The sequence below is a fragment of the Thiomicrorhabdus marina genome (assembly GCF_017571465.1).
In the GTDB taxonomy this organism is placed as follows: Bacteria; Pseudomonadota; Gammaproteobacteria; order Thiomicrospirales; family Thiomicrospiraceae; genus Thiomicrorhabdus; species Thiomicrorhabdus marina.
Map to the genome: position 1 here is coordinate 114,791 of NZ_JAGETV010000005.1, position 17,637 is coordinate 132,427.

Sequence of the window (17,637 nt, forward strand, 5' to 3'; positions counted from 1 at the left end):
CTTAGGCCAGACCTCCGAAGCCCATAAATGCCATGGACATCAATCCGGCAGTAATTAGAGCAATCGGCGCACCTTTAAAAGGCCCTGGAACATCGGCAACGTCCAAACGTTCACGAATTGAGGCAAACATCACCATGACCATAGTGAAGCCGATGGCAGCCCCCATGCCGAAGAAAGCCGATTCGATAAAGTTATTCTGCTCGCCGACATTTAATAGCGCGACACCCAAAACTGCGCAGTTAGTGGTAATTAATGGCAGATAGATTCCCAGTACTTGATATAAAACCGGAGAGGTTTTGTGAATCGCCATTTCGGTAAAACCGACCACGGCCGCAATCGCAAGGATAAAGGCGATGGTTTGTAGGAATTCCAAACCGAACGGCAGCAGAAGATAGTTATAGATGAGGTAACTAAGCACTGAAGAAAGAGTGAGCACGAAAGTCGTGGCTAGACCCATGCCTAGGGCGGCATCGGTCTTTTTAGAGACACCCATAAAAGGACATAATCCTAAAAATTTAACAAGCACGAAGTTATTGACTAACACGGTGCTGATTAAAATAAGAAAATAGTCCTGCATAGACGTCCCTAAAGATAGTTTTCGTTATTTAACGCGCATTCCAGGTTTTGCACCATCATCCGGGTTAAGGATATATAAATCCGATCCACCCGGGCCGGCGGCAAGTACCATGCCTTCCGATATACCGAAACGCATTTTACGTGGCGCAAGGTTGGCAACCATTACGGTTTGCTTACCGATTAGGTCTTCCGGATTATATGCCGCTTTGATTCCGGCAAATACTTGACGCTGTTCAAAACCGATGTCCAATGTCAATTTAATCAACTTGTCCGCTTCTGGCACGGCTTCGGCATTAACGATTTTGGCAATACGCAAATCGATTTTAGCAAAGTCATCGATACTGATGGTTTCAGCTAAGGCGTCAAAGCCATTGTTGTTGTCATTGCTCATGTTTTTCTCTGCTTTCACTTTCTGTTTCTTTGGCTTAGTGTCGTCTTTTTTGCCGTCTGGTACAGACTTTGTCCCTAATGATTGCGCTGACGCTTCAACCATTTTTTCGATGGCCGGCATTTCTAGACGCGTCATTAGTGCTTTAAATTTGGTAATTTCATGGTCAAGTAACGGTGACTTAACATCATCCCAAACCGGGTTTTCTAGGTTTAGGAACGCCCAAGCATCTTGTGACGTTTTCGGTAGAACCGGAGCCAAATAGCTCATTAGTACACGGAATAGGTTAATACCCATTGACGCGACTTCGTGAAGTTCTGCTTCTTTTCCTTCTTCTTTAGCCAGTACCCAAGGAGCTGTCTCAGCAATGTATTCGTTCGCCTTGTCCGCTAATGCCATAATTTCACGCATTGCATGGCCGTACTCACGATGCTCGTATAGCTCGGCAATTTCATCTGACTTGGCAGCAAATTCGTTGTACAGCGCTTGCGCATCCGCAGATAGGTTCGTAGCCAATTTACCATCGAATTTTTTAACAATAAATCCGGCCGTACGGCTGGCGATATTGACTACTTTTCCGACTAGGTCAGAGTTAACACGTTGTGCGAAATCTTCTAGGTTCAGGTCGATATCGTCGATACGGCTGGTTAGTTTCGCGGCAAAGTAGTAACGCAGATATTCTGGATTCAAGTGCTCAAGATAGGTCTTGGCCATAATGAAAGTGCCGCGCGACTTAGACATTTTTTGCCCGTCAACGGTTAGGAAACCGTGCGCATAAACCGCATCCGGCGTACGGAAGTCCGCTCCCGACAGCATCGCAGGCCAGAATAGTGCGTGGAAGTTGATAATGTCTTTACCGATAAAGTGGTATAGCTCTGCTTTCGAATCTTTCTGCCAGTATTCGTCGAAGTTCAAGCCAGATTTTTCGCAATAAGCTTTAAAGCTCGACATATAGCCGATAGGGGCATCTAGCCACACGTAGAAGAATTTATCTTTTTCACCCGGGATTTCAAAGCCGAAATAAGGCGCATCACGCGAGATATCCCAACCACGCAGACCGCTTTCCAGCCATTCGTCGATTTTATTGGCGATTTGCGTTTGTAGGTGACCGCCGCGCGTCCACTCTTTCAGCATATCGGCAAACTGCCCAAGTTCGAAGAAGAGGTGGTCGGAATCTTTCTCAACCGGAGTCGCGCCGGAAACCGCTGATTTTGGATTAACTAGCTCAGTTGGCGAGTAAGTCGCGCCACAGGCTTCGCAGTTATCGCCGTACTGGTCTTCGGTACCGCATTTCGGGCAAGTACCTTTGACGAAGCGATCCGGTAAGAACATTTCTTTTTCAGGGTCGTAATACTGAGAAATCGATTTACGCGAAATATAACCTTTTTCTTTCAAACGGTTATAAATTAGCGCGGCGAACTCACGGTTTTCATCCGAGTGCGTGCTGTGATAATGGTCGAAAGCGATATTGAAACCGGCGAAATCCGCTTGATGTTCTTCCGATGATTTTGCAATCAACTGCTCAGGCGTAATGCCTTCTGCTTCGGCGCGCAACATAATCGGTGTACCGTGCGCGTCGTCTGCACAAACGTAAGTACATTCGTGTCCACGCATTTTTTGAAAACGTGACCAGATATCAGTTTGGATATATTCCACCAAGTGGCCAAGATGAATCGGGCCATTGGCGTAAGGCAGCGCACTGGTAATCAAAATTTTGCGAGGGCTAGCAGGTGTTGACATAAAATCCTTTCCATTCACAGCAAGAATTAACGCGAATAAATCGCGATAACCATAAATTTAAATAAGCCGATTATTATAGAGTTTTTTAGTCGGCCTGTGCGTCTAAAAGACTGGCAGTTAGCAGTCTTTTTGCGATTTTTATATTAGGTGTTTTGCACCACGATGTTAGGGAATAAGTTAGCGTAGTTACGTTTTTTAACCCCGACTTTGGCGCTGATTTGATGCGCCATATGACGATATTTATTGGCGATTTCACTGCTTGGTTCAGCCGTTACTGTTGGCTGTCCTTGGTCGGCTTCTTCACGGATACGTTTGTTCAGTGGCAATGCGCCAAGGAAATCAACGCGGTATTTCTTAGCCATTTCCTGCCCACCGTTTTCACCGAAAATGGCTTCTTCATGCCCACAGTTAGAGCAAATGTGCGTGCTCATATTCTCGATAATGCCCAGTACCGGAATTTCCACTTTTTGGAACATCTTTAAGCCTTTCTTAGCGTCAATTAGTGATACTTGCTGCGGTGTAGTAACGATAACGCCGCCGGTAACCGGAATCTGCTGCGCCAGAGTTAGTTGCACATCACCGGTTCCCGGGGGCAAGTCGATAATCAGGTAATCCAAATTGTCCCAATTGGTTTCATTTAAAAGCTGGGTTAGGGTTTGTGTGACAATCGGGCCGCGCCAAATCATCGGTGAATCTTCATCAATCAAAGCGCCAATTGACATGGCTTGCAGGCCGTAAGCTTCCAATGGCTGCATACTTTTGCCGTCTTTGGTTTGCGGTTTTTCTTTGATGTTCAACATGGTCGGAATGCTGGGGCCGTAGATGTCAGCGTCTAAAATGCCGACTTGCGCACCTTCTTGTTGCAAGGCTAGTGCAAGGTTGACCGAAGTGGTCGATTTACCGACACCACCTTTACCGGAAGCAACCGCAATGATGTTCTTGATATTCGCCATCGGCGTCGTGCCTTTCTGCACATCATGCGCGACCACTTCGGTCTGAAATTCGACTTGCACCGAAGAAATTCCATCTAATTGTTTTAGATGATGGGACAGGTTTTGTTCAATTGAAGGCCAAAGGCTGCGACATGGGAATGGCAGACTAATCTCTAAAGTTAAATCCGCGCCTTTTAAATGCATTGCTTTGAGTGCTTTTAGTTCTAACACATCTTGCTCGGTAAACGGTATTTTGACTTGTTTGATCTGCGTTTCGATCGAGTTTTGCAACGCTTCGCTAATGCTGTCACTGCCGCCAAAAAGCTTGCTTAAAAATCCCATGCTCTATCCTTTTCTTTGCGGTGCTGCTGTTATTGACGCAACACGAAAAATTTGTGCGCCATTTTAGCAGGTTCGGTTATGGGCTTGAAGTCGAACCGCTATATCAAGTGCCTGTTTTCGGTATAATCTGCGATTTCTGAATAGCTTTCTGGAGATGGCTGAATGAGTCTACTAGCTTGGCTGGCACAACATCAAACACTGGCGCCGATTCGAGCAATCGCTGAATTACCGAGTAACTTGGCTGATCAGATTGCCGCCGGTGAGGTGGTCGAGCGCCCGGTTTCGGTAGTTAAAGAGTTGTTGGAAAATGCGCTGGATTCGGGTGCCGACCAGATCGAAGTGATTTTGCAGGAGGGTGGCAATCATTCGATTGAAGTGATTGATAATGGTCGCGGCATCGCCAAAGATGAACTGTTATTGGCGGTTTCCCGTCACGCCACCAGTAAAGTGTATTCAATGCAGGAATTAGTCGCGGTGCAGTCACTTGGTTTCCGTGGCGAAGCATTGGCGAGTATTAGCTCCGTTTCCGATTTTACTCTGCGCAGCCGCACTGTACATGATAAAAGCGCTTGGCAAGTCAGTGCTCAAGGAGATGGCAAATGGCACGGTCCTGAACCGGCTGCGGGTGCAAATGGTACTTCGGTCAAGGTCAATAACTTGTTTTTCAATACGCCGGCGCGTAAGAAGTTCTTACGTGCTCCGCGTACCGAGTTTATGCAGATTGAGCAATTAGTTAAACGCATTATATTGAGCCATCCACAGGTCGGTTTTAAACTGGTGCATAACGGAAAGACGGTGCGTAATTTACCGGCTTGTACTGATGAAAAGTCATTACAGCAACGTTTGAAGATGTTGCTAGGTCAAGAGTTTGTCGATCATTCATTGCAGATTGAATTTGAAGCGCAGGATTGGCATTTAAGTGGCTGGGTTGGTTTGCCGACTTTCAATCGTGCGCAAACGGATATGCAGTACTTATTTGTAAATGGTCGTGTGGTTAAAGATCGCAATTTGAGTTTTGCATTGAAGCAGGCATATGCCGATGTGCTTTATCACGGCCGACACGCCGCCTATGTGTTGTTCTTGCAGGTGCCTCCTGAGCAGTTGGATGTGAATGTGCATCCGGCCAAACATGAAGTGCGTTTTTCGCGTAATCGTGAAGTGTTTGATTTTATCCGTCGTTCGGTACGTGACACAGTCGGTAAGCCTTTGGCCGCTACCGATAGCGTCCAGCCGGGTAGCGGTAAGGCGTTGGAAAGTTTATTAGGTCAAGTACCGGAGCCGGAAGCTAAACCGATGGCGTTTAATTTTAATGCTCAGCCGACGCAAGGCGAATTGGCGGCATCAATGGCTTTTCAGGCGCCGATGGGCGAGCATTCCCGCAGTCAACAGGCCAAAGATTTACAGCAGTTAGTTCAGGCTCGTCGATACGGTGATGATGCGGTGGCAAGTGTTGTACCGCAAATCAACGATGCTACACATAATCTGTATGGAAGTGATTTTTCCGTAGAGCAGGATTCGCAAATTCCGCCTTTAGGGTTTGCCAAGGCGCAGTTACATGGCGTGTTTGTCTTGGCGGAAAATCAGCACGGTTTGGTATTGGTGGATATGCACGCCGCGCATGAACGTGTAGTCTATGAGCGCTTTAAAAAACAGTGGCAGCAGTTGCGTTTGGTGAGTCAGCCACTATTGGTACCAATTGTCATGTCTCTGGAGGCTTCCCAGATATATATGTGGGAAGGCTTTAAGCAAACTTTTGAAGATCTCGGTTTTGAGATCGAGCCGATGGGGCCTGAGCAATTGAAAGTTAGTGCGGTGCCGGCGTTATTATTGAAAGCCGATGTAGTGAGTTTATTTAAGGATATGTTGTCGGAGTTCGCCGAGTTTGCCGAAGAAGAAGTGGCTAAGGATGAAAGTCACGCGGTCAATGAGAAAATCGACAGTATTTTGTCGACCATGGCTTGTCACGGTTCGGTACGCGCTAATCGTCAATTGACGGTGCCGGAAATGAACGAACTGCTTCGTCAAATGGAGCAGACCGATAAAATCGACCAGTGTAACCACGGCCGCCCGACGTGGATTCAGTTATCAATGGAGCAGCTCGACAAACTCTTTATGCGTGGACAGTAGATGTTGTTGCAGCAAAGCATAATGAGTTTTAAGGTCGTGAAAAAAAGAAAAAGTTAGGGTCTAGTCCGAGATTAATCATGGAATATTCAGAATTAGTAAACAAATTAATCGCCGAGAAAAAGGTATTGGCGATTATGGGGCCGACTGCGTCGGGGAAAAGTCAATTGTCGATGGCATTGGCTGAAATTTTGCCGATTGAGATTATTAGTGTTGATTCAGCACTGATTTATCGTGATATGGATATTGGCTCTGCCAAACCGAGTGCAGAGGAAATACAGTCGGTACCACATCACCTGATTGATACTATTGATGCCAGTGAGAGTTATTCGGCCAGTGAGTTTGTCGATGATGTGCACGGTTTGGTTAAGGAGATTTTTGCCCGCGGTAAATTGCCGGTCTTGGTTGGAGGTACCATGATGTATTTCAATGCATTACAACAAGGGATGAATGACTTACCAAGTGCTGATGCAGAAGTGCGTGCGAAATTACAAAAACAGTGGGATGAATCGCCCGAAAGCTTGCATCAACGGTTGACTGAAATAGACCCTGAATCGGCACAGCGCATTCATCAGAATGATCCGCAGCGTTTGATTCGCGCGCTGGAGGTCTATCAAGTCAGCGGTAAGACCTTGACGGAACATAGGCAGAATCCAAAGAAGGCATTAAAAGATTTTGAGTTAATTAAAATCGCTTTGATTCCGGAAGATCGCTCCAGATTGCATAAACAAATTGAAAAGCGTTTTATGCAGATGCTGGAGCAAGGCTTTCTAAAAGAGGTCGAGTCATTAATTAAACGTGGTGATTTAGAGGCGGATATGACATCGATTCGTTGCGTTGGTTATCGTCAAGCGTGGGATTACTTATTGGGCGATTATGATTATGAGACTTTTGTGCATAAAGGCATAGTTGCGACCCGCCAGCTTGCTAAACGGCAATTAACTTGGTTGCGCAAGGAATCGGATTTATTGGTAATTGATCCCTATGCGACATCGTTACAACAAAGGGTTGTCGAAAGTCGTCAACTTCTTGAAAATGCGGTACAGGAGTAACGATTTATCGTTTTTGAATCGGCTTTCTAACCGTTCTTAAACCGTAGCGCTAATGATAAATATATTAAATCTAAGGCCATGCCTTTAATTTATACGGGTTATCAGTTAAATTGATATTTGAAACGGCAAATGGTGTGTTATGCTTTTCGCAGTTTTAATGTTTGAATGCAAGGAAACGCAGAGCTCGATTGCTTTGCATGAAGTCATTTGGACTTGTTTTGTGTTTCCTAAGCAGATATTAATCTTTCAAATGCTTTAGTTGGGGGAGGTTGAAGCAACTTTGCTGAACCCAGAACAAAGAAGAACAATAAAAAATAAAAATAACAGGAATCAGCATGGAGAGTAAAAAAGTGACAAAGGCCTTGCCTATCCAAGACCCTTATCTAAATGCTTTAAGAAAAGAACGTATCAATGTTTCAATTTACTTGGTTAATGGTGTAAAGCTACAAGGTAAAGTTGATTCGTTTGATCAATTTGTGGTGCTACTGCGATCCAATGTAACGCAGATGGTTTATAAACACGCGATTTCGACAATCGTACCGATGCGTGATCCAAAACCTTATGAGTATGGCAGTGGGCAAAACGGTTCAGATTCTGAATCGTAATCTTCAACCGCTTATGAGAAAAAAGGCGAGGCTCTGTTCCTCGCCTTTTGCGTTTTTAAAGGGCTAAAGTGCTTTCATAGTCGGCTAGCACTTTTTACTTTAAGAGCCATTTTGAATTTAGGTTTCACATGCATGACGGCTGTGTCTATAATGTGCGCGCTTTAAAAGGACGAGTTTGCCAGGAGCAAATTTTGCACAAAACGGAGATGGAAACACTTAATGGAATTATTTGATCGCTTAGAGCGGCAAGAAATTGAAAAAGCGGTTTTGGTGCACGTCGATTTCTATCAAGAAGCAGATCGTGAAGAAGTGGATGAGCTGTATGAATTGGTTGAATCTGCCGGGGCGGAAATTTGTACCTTGGTCACCACCAAGCGAAGCCATCCTGATCCCAAGTTCTTTATTGGTAAGGGAAAGGCCGAAGAAATTAAAGATGCGGTTAATTTATATGAAGCGGATGTGGTTATTGTTAACCATGCTTTATCTCCTGCGCAGGAACGTAATTTAAGTGATTATCTAGACGTTCAGGTATTAGACCGCGTCGGCCTGATTCTGGATATTTTTGCACAACGTGCCCGTTCTCATGAAGGTAAGTTGCAGGTTGAATTAGCGCAGTTAAAACGCATGTCAACGCGCCTAGTAAAAGGTTGGAGTCACTTAGATCGACAGGGTGGTATTGGGGCGCGTGGACCGGGTGAAACCCAGTTGGAAACCGACCGTCGTTTGGTGCAAGGTCGAATCAAACAGTTAGAAGCCAAAATTGAGAAGGTTCGTAAACAGCGTGATTTAGGGCGCCGTTCGCGTAAGCGTTCCGAATTGCCGACGGTGACGATTGTCGGTTATACCAATGCCGGTAAGTCGACGTTATTTAATTATCTGACTTCAGCCGGTGTTTATGCCGAAGATCGTCTATTTGCGACGCTGGATTCCACATTGCGTAAAGTGCATTTGCCGGGTGCAGGTTCAGTAATTTTTGCCGATACGGTTGGCTTTATTCGTCATATTCCGCATGATTTGGTGACCGCCTTCCGCTCGACTTTGGAAGAGACCAGTGAAGCGAATCTTTTGATTCACTTGATTGATGCTGCCGATCCTCATCGTGACGAGAAAATTGCCGATGTCGAGGAGGTGATCTCCGAGGTAGGCGCTTCGGACGTTCCGCAGCTTAAAATTTTCAATAAAATTGATGCCTTAGAGCCAATAGTTGAGCCGAAGGTTGACTTTGCAGAAGACGGTTATACACCGGAACGGGTTTGGATTTCGGCGCGCGATGGTCTCGGTGTTGAGATGATGATGGATGCGGTTGCCTCTTTCTTCAAAGGTCGGTTCTATAAAGTTGAATTAGTGCTGGATGTAAGCGCCGGTAAGCAACGTGCGCAACTCTATCAACTAGGTACGATCTTGCAAGAAGGGTTTGATGAACAGGGTAATAGTCTGTTTACCATGAGTCTGACTGAGCATGAATGGAACACCATTAAAGATTGGCCGGAATTTCATAAGGCCGAAGTGCTTTCAGAACAGTAAATTCCGTTCGATGGCTATTTCAAAAGCCGGCGGCTCTGAAATATGGCGATAAGATGAAGAACCCTTACGATAAAGAACCTTAATTGGTGACTTTTACATTCAGACTATCTACAATAGTCGAACTCTTGCCTAATAAATACTGAACCAGTTCGGTAATTAAGGCCCAAACGTTAATGCTAATGCATGGAGAAGGTTGAATGGCTTGGAATGAACCAGGTAAACCAGGACAAGATCCTTGGGGCAATTCAGGAAATAATGGCGGTGGCGATAATAATGATCGCGGCCCGAAAAGAAATGGTGATGACGATCTCACCAAGCTTTTTAAGAAAGCAGCTGAAAAACTAAATTCAGGAAGTACCAATGGTGGTGGTCTTGGCAGTGCCGGTGGAATGGCAATTGCCGGTATCGTATTTGTGGTGTGGATGCTGTCCGGTATTTATATTGTTGATCCGGCTGAACGCGGTGTGGTCACTCGTTTCGGTGCTTTCATTGATGAAACTAAAGCAGGCCCGCATTGGCATCTGCCTTATCCAATTGAAAATGTACAGATCGTTAACGTAGACCAAATCCGTACTGCCGAAATCGGTTACCGTTCTGATGTGCGTAATGTTGCCGGCAACGTTCCGAATGAGTCTTTGATGTTGACTAAAGATGAAAACATCGTCGATTTGAAAATTGCGGTGCAGTACCAAGTTCGCTCTGCTAGCAAATACCTATTTGAAATTTCTGATCCGGACACAACACTGCGAATTGTTACCGAGAGTGCGCTACGTGAAGTGGTTGGTCAAAGTAATATGGATTTTGTTCTGACTGAAGGGCGAAATGAAGTGGTTGCTCGTGTGCAAGAGCTTGCTCAAGAACGTTTAGATGCATATAACGCCGGGCTTTTGATTACTTCGGTAAACTTGCAAGATGCACAGCCACCGGAGCAGGTGCAAGCAGCATTTGCCGACGTAGTTAAGGCGCGTGAAGACAGAGAGCGTTTGATTAATGAAGCGGAAGCTTATTCGAATGAAATCTTGCCTATTGCGCGTGGTAATGCGGCTCGTCAGCTAGAAGAAGCGAGTGCTTATCATGATCAGGTTATCGCCGAAGCAAAGGGTGAATCAGCCCGTTTCAATAGCATTGTTTCAGAATACAGTAAGGCGCCTGAAGTAACTCGTAACCGTCTTTACATCGATGCGGTATCAACGGTTTTAGGTAATACCTCGAAAGTATTTATCGGTTCTGAAAGTGCTAATAATCTGCTTTATCTTCCTTTAGATAAGATGGTTGGTTCGCAGCAAGCAACGGTTCCGTTCAAGCCAAGTTCATCGGCATCAGCGACTAATACGGCTAAATCGAATGTGTCTACTCAGCAGACAAAACCGGCAACGACCAATATTCGCGATTATTTGAGAAATAGGGAGCTACGTTAATGAAATCGGTTGTTTCAATATTAATTGCCGTGATTCTTTTTGTTGGTAGCGGCTCAGTTTATACCGTTAAAGAATCCGAGACCGCAGTCGTGCTTCGATTAGGTGAGATCGTTAAGGCCGATGTTCAGCCGGGTCTACACTTTAAAATGCCGTTTGTGAACAATGTACGTTTCTTTGACTCACGTCTGCAAACGCTTGACTCTGCTCCTGAACGTTTCCTGACCAGTGAAAAGAAAAACTTGGAAGTTGACTCTTTTGTACGTTGGAAGGTGCAAGACGTAGCGAAGTTCTACACCACTATGAATGGTGATTTCCGTTTAGCTGGTATGCGTCTTGGACAAATCGTAAAAGACGGTTTGCGTGCCGAGTTTGGTAACCGTACCGTTAAGGAAGTTATTTCCGGCGAGCGTGTTGAGATTGCGCAAAAAATCAAAACCGCAACTGAAGGTACCGCCAAATCGTTCGGTATTGAAATTGAAGACGTACGTATCAAACGTATCGACCTAGCGAAAGATATTTCTGAATCCGTGTACCGTCGTATGGAAGCGGAGCGTAATCGTGTTGCCAAAGACCTTCGTTCGAAAGGTGCCGAGGCTGCTGAGAAGATTCGTGCCGATGCTGATCGTCAACGTGTGGTTATTTTAGCTGACGCTTATTCACAGGCGGAGATGATTAAAGGTCGTGGTGATGCAACGGCAGCGGAAATCTATGCTAATGCATACAATGCGGATCCAGAGTTCTACTCTTTCTACCATAGTATCAATGCGTATCAGAAGTCGTTTAAAGATAAAGCGGATATTATGGTTGTTGATCCGAATTCCGATTTCTTCAAATACTTTAATAACCGTGTTCAGCCACAGGCTGAAGCAATGGATAGATAATCAGTATTAAATGATTAAAAAGGTGGGGCAACCCGCCTTTTTTATGTGCCTATGTTTGAAACTCTCTTTGCCGCTTTTGCTTTGGTTCTGATTATTGAGGGACTACTTCCTTTTGCGTTTCCGCATTTTTGGAAGAAAATGATGAGCGAGGCATCAGCTATGCCCGAAGGCAATTTACGGGTGATGGGACTGTTTTCAATTGCGATAGGTCTGATACTGCTACTAATTTTTAGTTAAGTTGGGCAAATTGTTTTACAATACGCCAGCTTAGATTAAATCAAGAGATTAAAAGAAGTTCACAATGCAACAATCGACGTGGTTTACGCCGGAAGGTCTTGAAGACCTGTTACCTCCACAAGCGCAAAAGCTTGAATTCTACCGCCGCCAATTGGTCGACGGCTTTCATCTATCTGGCTATGATTTGGTGCTACCGCCATTAGCTGAGTTCACCGACTCACTCTTGACTGGTACAGCGCGCCATATGGCCGTGGATACCTGCCGTTTTACCGACCAGGAAAGCGGAAGAATGATGGGGGTTCGTGCGGACATGACGCCACAGGTAGCGCGTATTGTTTCCAATCGCTTGAAAGCCGATGGACAGATTTCTCGTCTATGTTATGTTGGCGAAGTTTTGAAAACTCGCAATAACAAAGCCAAAGGTTCTCGTAGCCCAATTCAAGTTGGTGCAGAACTTTTCGGTCACGACGGTATTGAAAGTGATATCGAAATCATTGAATTGATGCTGGAAAGCCTAAAGGGCATTAACCTCAATATCAAATTAAGCCTTGGACATGTTGGTATTGTTGATGAGCTAATCGCACTTGCAGGTTTGAATGATGCGCAGGGTTCTGAGTTAATCGATATTCTTGAACGTAAAGCGATTCCTGAGTTCGACGCATTTGTGGCGGCGAATATTTCCGGTGCATGGACGGCTCGTTTCCAGCAGCTGATTTCTTATTGTGGAAATGCTGCGGATACGATCGCTAAAGCACAGAGCGAATTCTCAGGTCTTTCAGTGCAGATGGATGCTTACTTGAATCACCTGGCGGAAATGGTGCAGCACTTGCAAGCCACACACGCTTCAGTTGATATTCATTTGGACTTGGCTGACATTCGTGGTTTCCAATATCACACCGGTATTATTTTCGCGGCCTATAGTGCCTGCGGTTTCCTACAGCCAATCGCGAAAGGTGGTCGTTACGATAATATCGGCGCCGACTTCGGTTTGGCACTGCCGGCGACTGGTTTCAGTCTTGATTTGCGTGGTGCACTAGATCTATTGGCCGATGTTGCTGATAACACCGATGTGGTTTACGCACCGTGTGTCTCCGATGCTGACTTGCAAAATAAGATCGAAGAGCTGAAATCGCAAGGTATTAAAGTGGTTAAGTCGTATGACTTAGAGCAGGAAAACGGCAAGAAGCTAAGCAACCAAAACGGTGCATGGCAGTTGGTTTAAACCACTAACCAAAAACATTTAGAAATGCAGAGAGGCGCTGATAACTGATCAGGCCTCTTTTGTTGTGTATGACATTTTAAAAAGTAAGAAGATAAGTTTTATGACCAAACGCAATATTGTTGTTGTCGGCACTCAATGGGGTGACGAGGGTAAAGGAAAAATTGTAGATTTGCTAACCGATCGCGTCGCTGCTGTAGTGCGCTTCCAAGGTGGTCACAATGCAGGCCACACCTTGGTAATTGATGGTCATAAAACCGTATTGCATCTAATTCCGTCGGGAATTTTGCGCGAAGAAGTGCAATGTTTAATCGGTAACGGCGTAGTGCTTGCTCCGTCGGCGCTGGAAAAGGAAGTTGCTGAGCTTGAAGCGGGTGGTTTGGAAGTGAAAAGCCGCCTGAAAATTTCTGACGCTTGTCCGCTGATCCTTGATTACCATGTGGCACTTGACCAAGCGCGTGAAGCGGCTCGTGGCAAAAAAGCCATCGGTACCACTGGTCGTGGTATTGGACCGGCTTATGAAGATAAAGTTGCGCGTCGCGGGCTACGTGCCGGAGACTTGCGTGATATGGAACAGTTTAAAGGTAAGTTACAAGAGATTCTTGATTATCATAACTTCGCGCTAGAAAATTATTTCAAAGTCGACAAAGTTGAATTTGAAGCACTTTGGGAAAAATGCCAAGAGTACGCGAAATTGATTGTTCCGATGTTGGCTGACATCCCTAATATGATTGATACTTACAATCGCGAAGGTAAAAACCTGATGTTTGAAGGGGCACAAGGTACGCTTCTCGATATCGATCAAGGAACTTACCCTTATGTAACCTCATCAAACACCACTTCTGGTGGTGCGGCATCCGGTGCGGGTATTGGTCCAACACAATTGGATTATGTACTGGGTATTACTAAAGCTTACGCAACGCGTGTTGGTGGAGGGCCATTCCCGACTGAACTTTGCTACGACTGCGAAACCGATGAAGGTGATGCAATCGGTAAAGAACTAGGTACGCGCGGTCATGAATTTGGTGCAACAACGGGGCGTCAACGTCGTTGTGGTTGGTTTGATGCGGTTGCTTTGCGCCGTTCAGCACAAATTAACGGCCTCACTGGTATCTGCTTGACCAAGTTGGATGTTATGGATGAGCTAGAAGAAGTGAAAATCTGTGTTTCTTATAACAAAGACGGCGAAACATTAATGCTTCCTCCTTCAAGTGCCGACGAATATGAACGTTGTGAGCCAAACTATGTGACTATGCCTGGTTGGAAAACTACTACGGTTGGTGTCGAATCTTGGGATGCGTTACCGCAAGAAGCAAAAGACTACATCCAATTCCTTGAAAAGGAAGTCGGTGTTAAGGTTTCAATTCTTTCTACTGGCCCAGACCGTGCAGAAACACTGGTTATTGACGATCCGTTTGAAGTTTAACTGCTAAGCTTTAGCACAGAGAAAAGCCAAGCTATCTGCTTGGCTTTTTTGTTTTTAAAAACAACTAGTTGCATGCTCGCTCTATAACGGATGCTAGCTTATCCGGATCGAAAGGTTTAATAATCCAACCGGTTGCGCCAAGTCGTTTACCTTGTTCTTTTAATTCTCGGCTGGCCTCGGTAGTCAGCATCAACACAGGTGTAAAACGCGTTTTTTCCAGTTTTCGCAGTTCAGCGAGAAATTCTAAACCATCCATCACTGGCATATTGATGTCTGAAATAATGACATCAAAATCTTGTTTTTCGATGGCCGCCAAGCCCTCTTGACCGTTTTCAGAAAGGGTAACCTGATAGTCTTTTTCCAAAACTAAACTGACCAAGCGGCGCATTGAAGTGGCGTCATCGACGTAAAGAATGCGTTTCATTGTTTATCCTATCTCTGTGACTAAATTATTGTAACGGATGTGATCTATAACGACTATCGGCAAAGTTTGTTAAAATTGCGCCCACAAAAATTAATTGAGAGAAAACCAATGTATAGCAACGGCTTACTGGAAATGATTCCAACAGAAATCAAAATCGCTAATGCACAAGAATTTGCCAAAATTCACCAGTCACAACTTTTTGCATGCGACTTAGAGCAGGATGCAGATGCTTGGCAGCCGGGTTGGCAATTCATCATCGAGCGTGTCGATCTTGATGAAGAGGGCAATGCCAGATATATCTTGGAAAAAGGTGAGAGTAAAAGTGGCGAAGAAGATGTGTTTTCTCTGGATTTAGGCGATATTGATTCGTCATGGTTCTTAATTTGTCTGCGCTTCGGGATTGACGATTGGACTAAAGAAGCGATTCAAGATGCATTGCAATCGGATTTCTATGGTGCTGATATTCAATTAAAGAATCTACAGAATAATGAAATTAAACTGTTGTCAGAGCACATTGATGATTTCTTGGTACGTTTTCCAAACGGAGGAATCAACGGTGTGAAGTGCGATATGACCGAACTGTTCTCGTTGGAAGAAGATTTTACGGTGACTAAAGAACAGCGCGATCAAGAAAAAGCCGATTTTGAAAAGGCCAAAGCTGAGGCGAAGGCCGAAGAGTCGGAGTGCCCGTTTTTTTAAGATTCGCTTGACGCTAAATTTTCATGAAACCATGGCTTTGGCTTGGTATCATAGCAAGCTATTTAATTTGAGAGGTAAGCTCTCGTACTGTCTTTCTCAACAAAGGAAAACGCATGTTACAAGCTATTCGTGATCGTGCCCAAGGCTGGATTGCATGGGTGATTGTCGGATTAATCATCTTAACTTTTGCACTTTTTGGTATCGACCAATATGCCAAAGGCGATAAAAGTGTTGCTGTTGCTGATGTAAATGGTGAAAGTATCGATAGCCGTGAGTTCTTAACGCTCTACAACTCACAAAAGGTGCGTTTGCAGCAGCAGTTTGGTGATATGTACGATACTGTTGTACAAGATCAGACATTGCGTGAGCAGGTCATGGATGCGTTAATTGAGTCGAAGCTTATTGAACAGTGGGCAAATGAGCATGGTTTATTGATTTCTGATCCGCAGTTGGCCGCAGCGATTCAAGCGGCGCCGGTTTTCCAGAAAGACGGTAAATTTTCCGATGAGCAATACAAGCAGGTTTTAGCCAATAACAATTTCTCCGTGGCACGTTTTGAATATGAACAACGTAAATTCCTGATTGAGAACCAATTTAAAGGTTTGTTGTCTAGTTCGGCATTTGCTACTTCTGCTGAAGTTGAGCAGTTGGCAAAACTTCAAGGTCAGCAACGCGATATTAATTATCTGCGTGTTGACCAACGACCTTTTTTTGGCAAGGTAACGGTTAGTGATGACGCTATTGAAGCATCTTACGAAAAGAACAAAGCAGATTACATTGAGCCGGAAAAAGTCAAAATTGATTTTATTGCACTGAAAAAATCAGATATTGCCAAGACTATTGAGGCAACGGACGAAGCTGTACAGGCTTTCTACGATGAAAATAAATCGCTTTTCGCTACGCCGGAAACTCGCAGTGCGCGCCATATTTTGATTCGAACTCAACCGGGCGTTGATGCTGAAGCGGCACTTAAGAAAATTGAAGAGATTAAAGCCAAAGTTGACGCGGGCGAAGATTTTGCCGAGCTGGCAAAAGAGAATTCTGAAGATCCAGGCTCTGCGGTAAGTGGCGGCGATTTGGGTAATTTTGAACAAGGCATGATGGTTCCCGAGTTTGACCAAGCGGTATTTTCAATGCAAGAAGGGCAAGTTTCGGAACCGATCAAGACCGAGTTTGGTTATCACTTAATCAAACTGGAGAAAATCAATGAGCGTGCTGTAACACCTCTTGCGGAAGTTCGCGATGAAGTGATCGCCAAATATCAGGCACAGCAAGCAGAACGACAATTCTTTGATCTGTTAGAGCAACTGAATAATATCGCCTATGAACAGCCAGATAGTCTTGAGCCGGCTGCTGAAGCATTAGGTTTAACGATTCAAACTTCTGACTTCTTCGCGCGTAATGGGGGACAAGATGAGATTACTTCTAACCAGAAAGTAGTCAATACTGCTTTTTCCGATGATGTTTTGAAGAACAAGTTGAATTCGACTGCGGTAGAGATTAACCCTGATCAGTCGGTTGTGGTCCGCATTAATGAATATCAGGAAGAGCGTCAAAAGCCATTGTCTGAAGTGAAAGATGAAATCAAGACCCAATTGGAGCGTAAAGCGGCAATTGCTGAAGCGGCTAAACTGGCTGATGAGCTGTTAGTGAAACTTGGTCAAGGTGAAACTCCTGAATCGCTAATGACTAACGGTATTGAATGGAATACCATCGGTTGGGTTGGGCGTGATGCACAAAATCTATTGCCGCAGATGTTGCAAGAAGTGTTTAAGGTCGCTAAACCCGCTGATAAGCCTGTGTGGCATAAGTATCAGCTGCCGACCGGTGATACGGTATTAATTCAGCTTAAAGCTGTCAAAGCGCAAGAGTTGACTGCTGAGCAGAGTGAGCCGCTAAAACAAGCTTATTCGGAATTAACTGCGAATGCTGAATTAAGTGCGCGCATCAATGCACTAGATGAAAGTGCTGAGATTGAAAAGAAAGCGGTATTTGAAACGATTAAATAATCGCTAACTTATTGGCTGTTAAATAAAATCCCGCTAAGTCA

At 44.8% G+C, this 17,637-nt stretch carries 15 protein-coding genes; 11 read left to right on the forward strand and 4 right to left on the reverse strand.

Going from position 1 to position 17,637, the window contains the following annotated elements:
• Nucleotide 1: 1 nt before the first annotated feature.
• The 3 genes from rsxA to apbC all read right to left on the reverse strand — a co-directional run bounded on the left by rsxA (nt 2) and on the right by apbC (nt 3,978).
• Complete coding sequence (rsxA, locus tag J3998_RS04575) at nt 2-577, reverse strand: electron transport complex subunit RsxA (protein WP_208148281.1); 576 nt, start codon at nt 575-577, stop codon at nt 2-4.
• A gap of 24 nt (nt 578-601) precedes the next feature.
• Nucleotides 602-2,704, reverse strand: coding sequence for a methionine--tRNA ligase (gene metG / locus J3998_RS04580; RefSeq protein ID WP_208148282.1), 2,103 nt, complete (start codon nt 2,702-2,704; stop codon nt 602-604).
• 143 nt (nt 2,705-2,847) lie between these two features.
• Nucleotides 2,848-3,978, reverse strand: a complete 1,131-nt coding sequence (apbC, locus tag J3998_RS04585; protein ID WP_208148283.1) for an iron-sulfur cluster carrier protein ApbC — start codon at nt 3,976-3,978, stop codon at nt 2,848-2,850.
• Nucleotides 3,979-4,140: 162 nt separating this feature from the next.
• Here apbC and mutL point away from each other — a divergent pair, with 162 nt between their 5' ends.
• The 9 genes from mutL (at nt 4,141) to J3998_RS04630 (ending at nt 14,464) form a co-directional block, all read left to right on the forward strand.
• A complete protein-coding gene (gene mutL / locus J3998_RS04590; protein ID WP_208148284.1) occupies nt 4,141-6,105 on the forward strand; it encodes a DNA mismatch repair endonuclease MutL in 1,965 nt (654 codons plus the stop codon).
• A gap of 77 nt (nt 6,106-6,182) precedes the next feature.
• Nucleotides 6,183-7,154 (forward strand): tRNA (adenosine(37)-N6)-dimethylallyltransferase MiaA, encoded by a 972-nt coding sequence (gene miaA, locus J3998_RS04595; protein ID WP_208148285.1) that lies wholly within the window; start codon nt 6,183-6,185, stop codon nt 7,152-7,154.
• 335 nt (nt 7,155-7,489) lie between these two features.
• Complete coding sequence (gene hfq / locus J3998_RS04600) at nt 7,490-7,759, forward strand: RNA chaperone Hfq (RefSeq protein ID WP_208148286.1); 270 nt, start codon at nt 7,490-7,492, stop codon at nt 7,757-7,759.
• 219 nt (nt 7,760-7,978) lie between these two features.
• Nucleotides 7,979-9,283: a ribosome rescue GTPase HflX gene (gene hflX, locus J3998_RS04605; protein ID WP_208148287.1), complete on the forward strand. Its 1,305-nt coding sequence runs from the start codon at nt 7,979-7,981 to the stop codon at nt 9,281-9,283.
• Nucleotides 9,284-9,480: 197 nt separating this feature from the next.
• Nucleotides 9,481-10,701, forward strand: a complete 1,221-nt coding sequence (hflK, locus tag J3998_RS04610) for an FtsH protease activity modulator HflK (RefSeq protein ID WP_208148288.1) — start codon at nt 9,481-9,483, stop codon at nt 10,699-10,701.
• Nucleotides 10,701-11,582, forward strand: coding sequence for a protease modulator HflC (gene hflC / locus J3998_RS04615; RefSeq protein WP_208148289.1), 882 nt, complete (start codon nt 10,701-10,703; stop codon nt 11,580-11,582). Before hflK ends, hflC begins: the two co-directional genes overlap by 1 nt.
• A 51-nt stretch (nt 11,583-11,633) precedes the next feature.
• A complete protein-coding gene (locus J3998_RS04620) occupies nt 11,634-11,819 on the forward strand; it encodes a DUF2065 domain-containing protein (RefSeq protein ID WP_208148290.1) in 186 nt (61 codons plus the stop codon).
• A 64-nt stretch (nt 11,820-11,883) separates the two neighbouring features.
• Nucleotides 11,884-13,041 (forward strand): ATP phosphoribosyltransferase regulatory subunit, encoded by a 1,158-nt coding sequence (locus J3998_RS04625; RefSeq protein ID WP_208148291.1) that lies wholly within the window; start codon nt 11,884-11,886, stop codon nt 13,039-13,041.
• A 100-nt stretch (nt 13,042-13,141) separates the two neighbouring features.
• A complete protein-coding gene (locus tag J3998_RS04630) occupies nt 13,142-14,464 on the forward strand; it encodes an adenylosuccinate synthase (protein WP_208148292.1) in 1,323 nt (440 codons plus the stop codon).
• Between the two features lie 64 nt (nt 14,465-14,528).
• Here the strand turns inward: J3998_RS04630 and J3998_RS04635 are convergent, their stop codons facing one another.
• Nucleotides 14,529-14,888, reverse strand: a complete 360-nt coding sequence (locus J3998_RS04635; RefSeq protein ID WP_208148293.1) for a response regulator — start codon at nt 14,886-14,888, stop codon at nt 14,529-14,531.
• Nucleotides 14,889-14,996: 108 nt separating this feature from the next.
• Between J3998_RS04635 and J3998_RS04640 the strand changes: the two genes are divergently transcribed.
• Nucleotides 14,997-15,587, forward strand: a complete 591-nt coding sequence (locus J3998_RS04640) for a hypothetical protein (RefSeq protein WP_208148294.1) — start codon at nt 14,997-14,999, stop codon at nt 15,585-15,587.
• A 113-nt stretch (nt 15,588-15,700) separates the two neighbouring features.
• Nucleotides 15,701-17,596: a SurA N-terminal domain-containing protein gene (locus J3998_RS04645; RefSeq protein ID WP_208148295.1), complete on the forward strand. Its 1,896-nt coding sequence runs from the start codon at nt 15,701-15,703 to the stop codon at nt 17,594-17,596.
• The last annotated feature ends 41 nt before the right edge of the window (nt 17,597-17,637 follow it).

Bases quoted from the DNA above. Each gene is read 5' to 3' on its own strand.
- J3998_RS04635 (WP_208148293.1), bottom strand. From the start codon at position 14,888: ATGAAACGCATTCTTTACGTCGATGACGCCACTTCAATGCGCCGCTTG.
- mutL (WP_208148284.1), top strand. From the start codon at position 4,141: ATGAGTCTACTAGCTTGGCTGGCACAACATCAAACACTGGCGCCGATT.
- J3998_RS04640 (WP_208148294.1), top strand. From the start codon at position 14,997: ATGTATAGCAACGGCTTACTGGAAATGATTCCAACAGAAATCAAAATC.
- hflX (WP_208148287.1), top strand. From the start codon at position 7,979: ATGGAATTATTTGATCGCTTAGAGCGGCAAGAAATTGAAAAAGCGGTT.
- apbC (WP_208148283.1), bottom strand. From the start codon at position 3,978: ATGGGATTTTTAAGCAAGCTTTTTGGCGGCAGTGACAGCATTAGCGAA.
- miaA (WP_208148285.1), top strand. From the start codon at position 6,183: ATGGAATATTCAGAATTAGTAAACAAATTAATCGCCGAGAAAAAGGTA.
- hfq (WP_208148286.1), top strand. From the start codon at position 7,490: ATGGAGAGTAAAAAAGTGACAAAGGCCTTGCCTATCCAAGACCCTTAT.
- rsxA (WP_208148281.1), bottom strand. From the start codon at position 577: ATGCAGGACTATTTTCTTATTTTAATCAGCACCGTGTTAGTCAATAAC.
- J3998_RS04620 (WP_208148290.1), top strand. From the start codon at position 11,634: ATGTTTGAAACTCTCTTTGCCGCTTTTGCTTTGGTTCTGATTATTGAG.
- metG (WP_208148282.1), bottom strand. From the start codon at position 2,704: ATGTCAACACCTGCTAGCCCTCGCAAAATTTTGATTACCAGTGCGCTG.
- hflC (WP_208148289.1), top strand. From the start codon at position 10,701: ATGAAATCGGTTGTTTCAATATTAATTGCCGTGATTCTTTTTGTTGGT.
- J3998_RS04630 (WP_208148292.1), top strand. From the start codon at position 13,142: ATGACCAAACGCAATATTGTTGTTGTCGGCACTCAATGGGGTGACGAG.
- J3998_RS04645 (WP_208148295.1), top strand. From the start codon at position 15,701: ATGTTACAAGCTATTCGTGATCGTGCCCAAGGCTGGATTGCATGGGTG.
- J3998_RS04625 (WP_208148291.1), top strand. From the start codon at position 11,884: ATGCAACAATCGACGTGGTTTACGCCGGAAGGTCTTGAAGACCTGTTA.
- hflK (WP_208148288.1), top strand. From the start codon at position 9,481: ATGGCTTGGAATGAACCAGGTAAACCAGGACAAGATCCTTGGGGCAAT.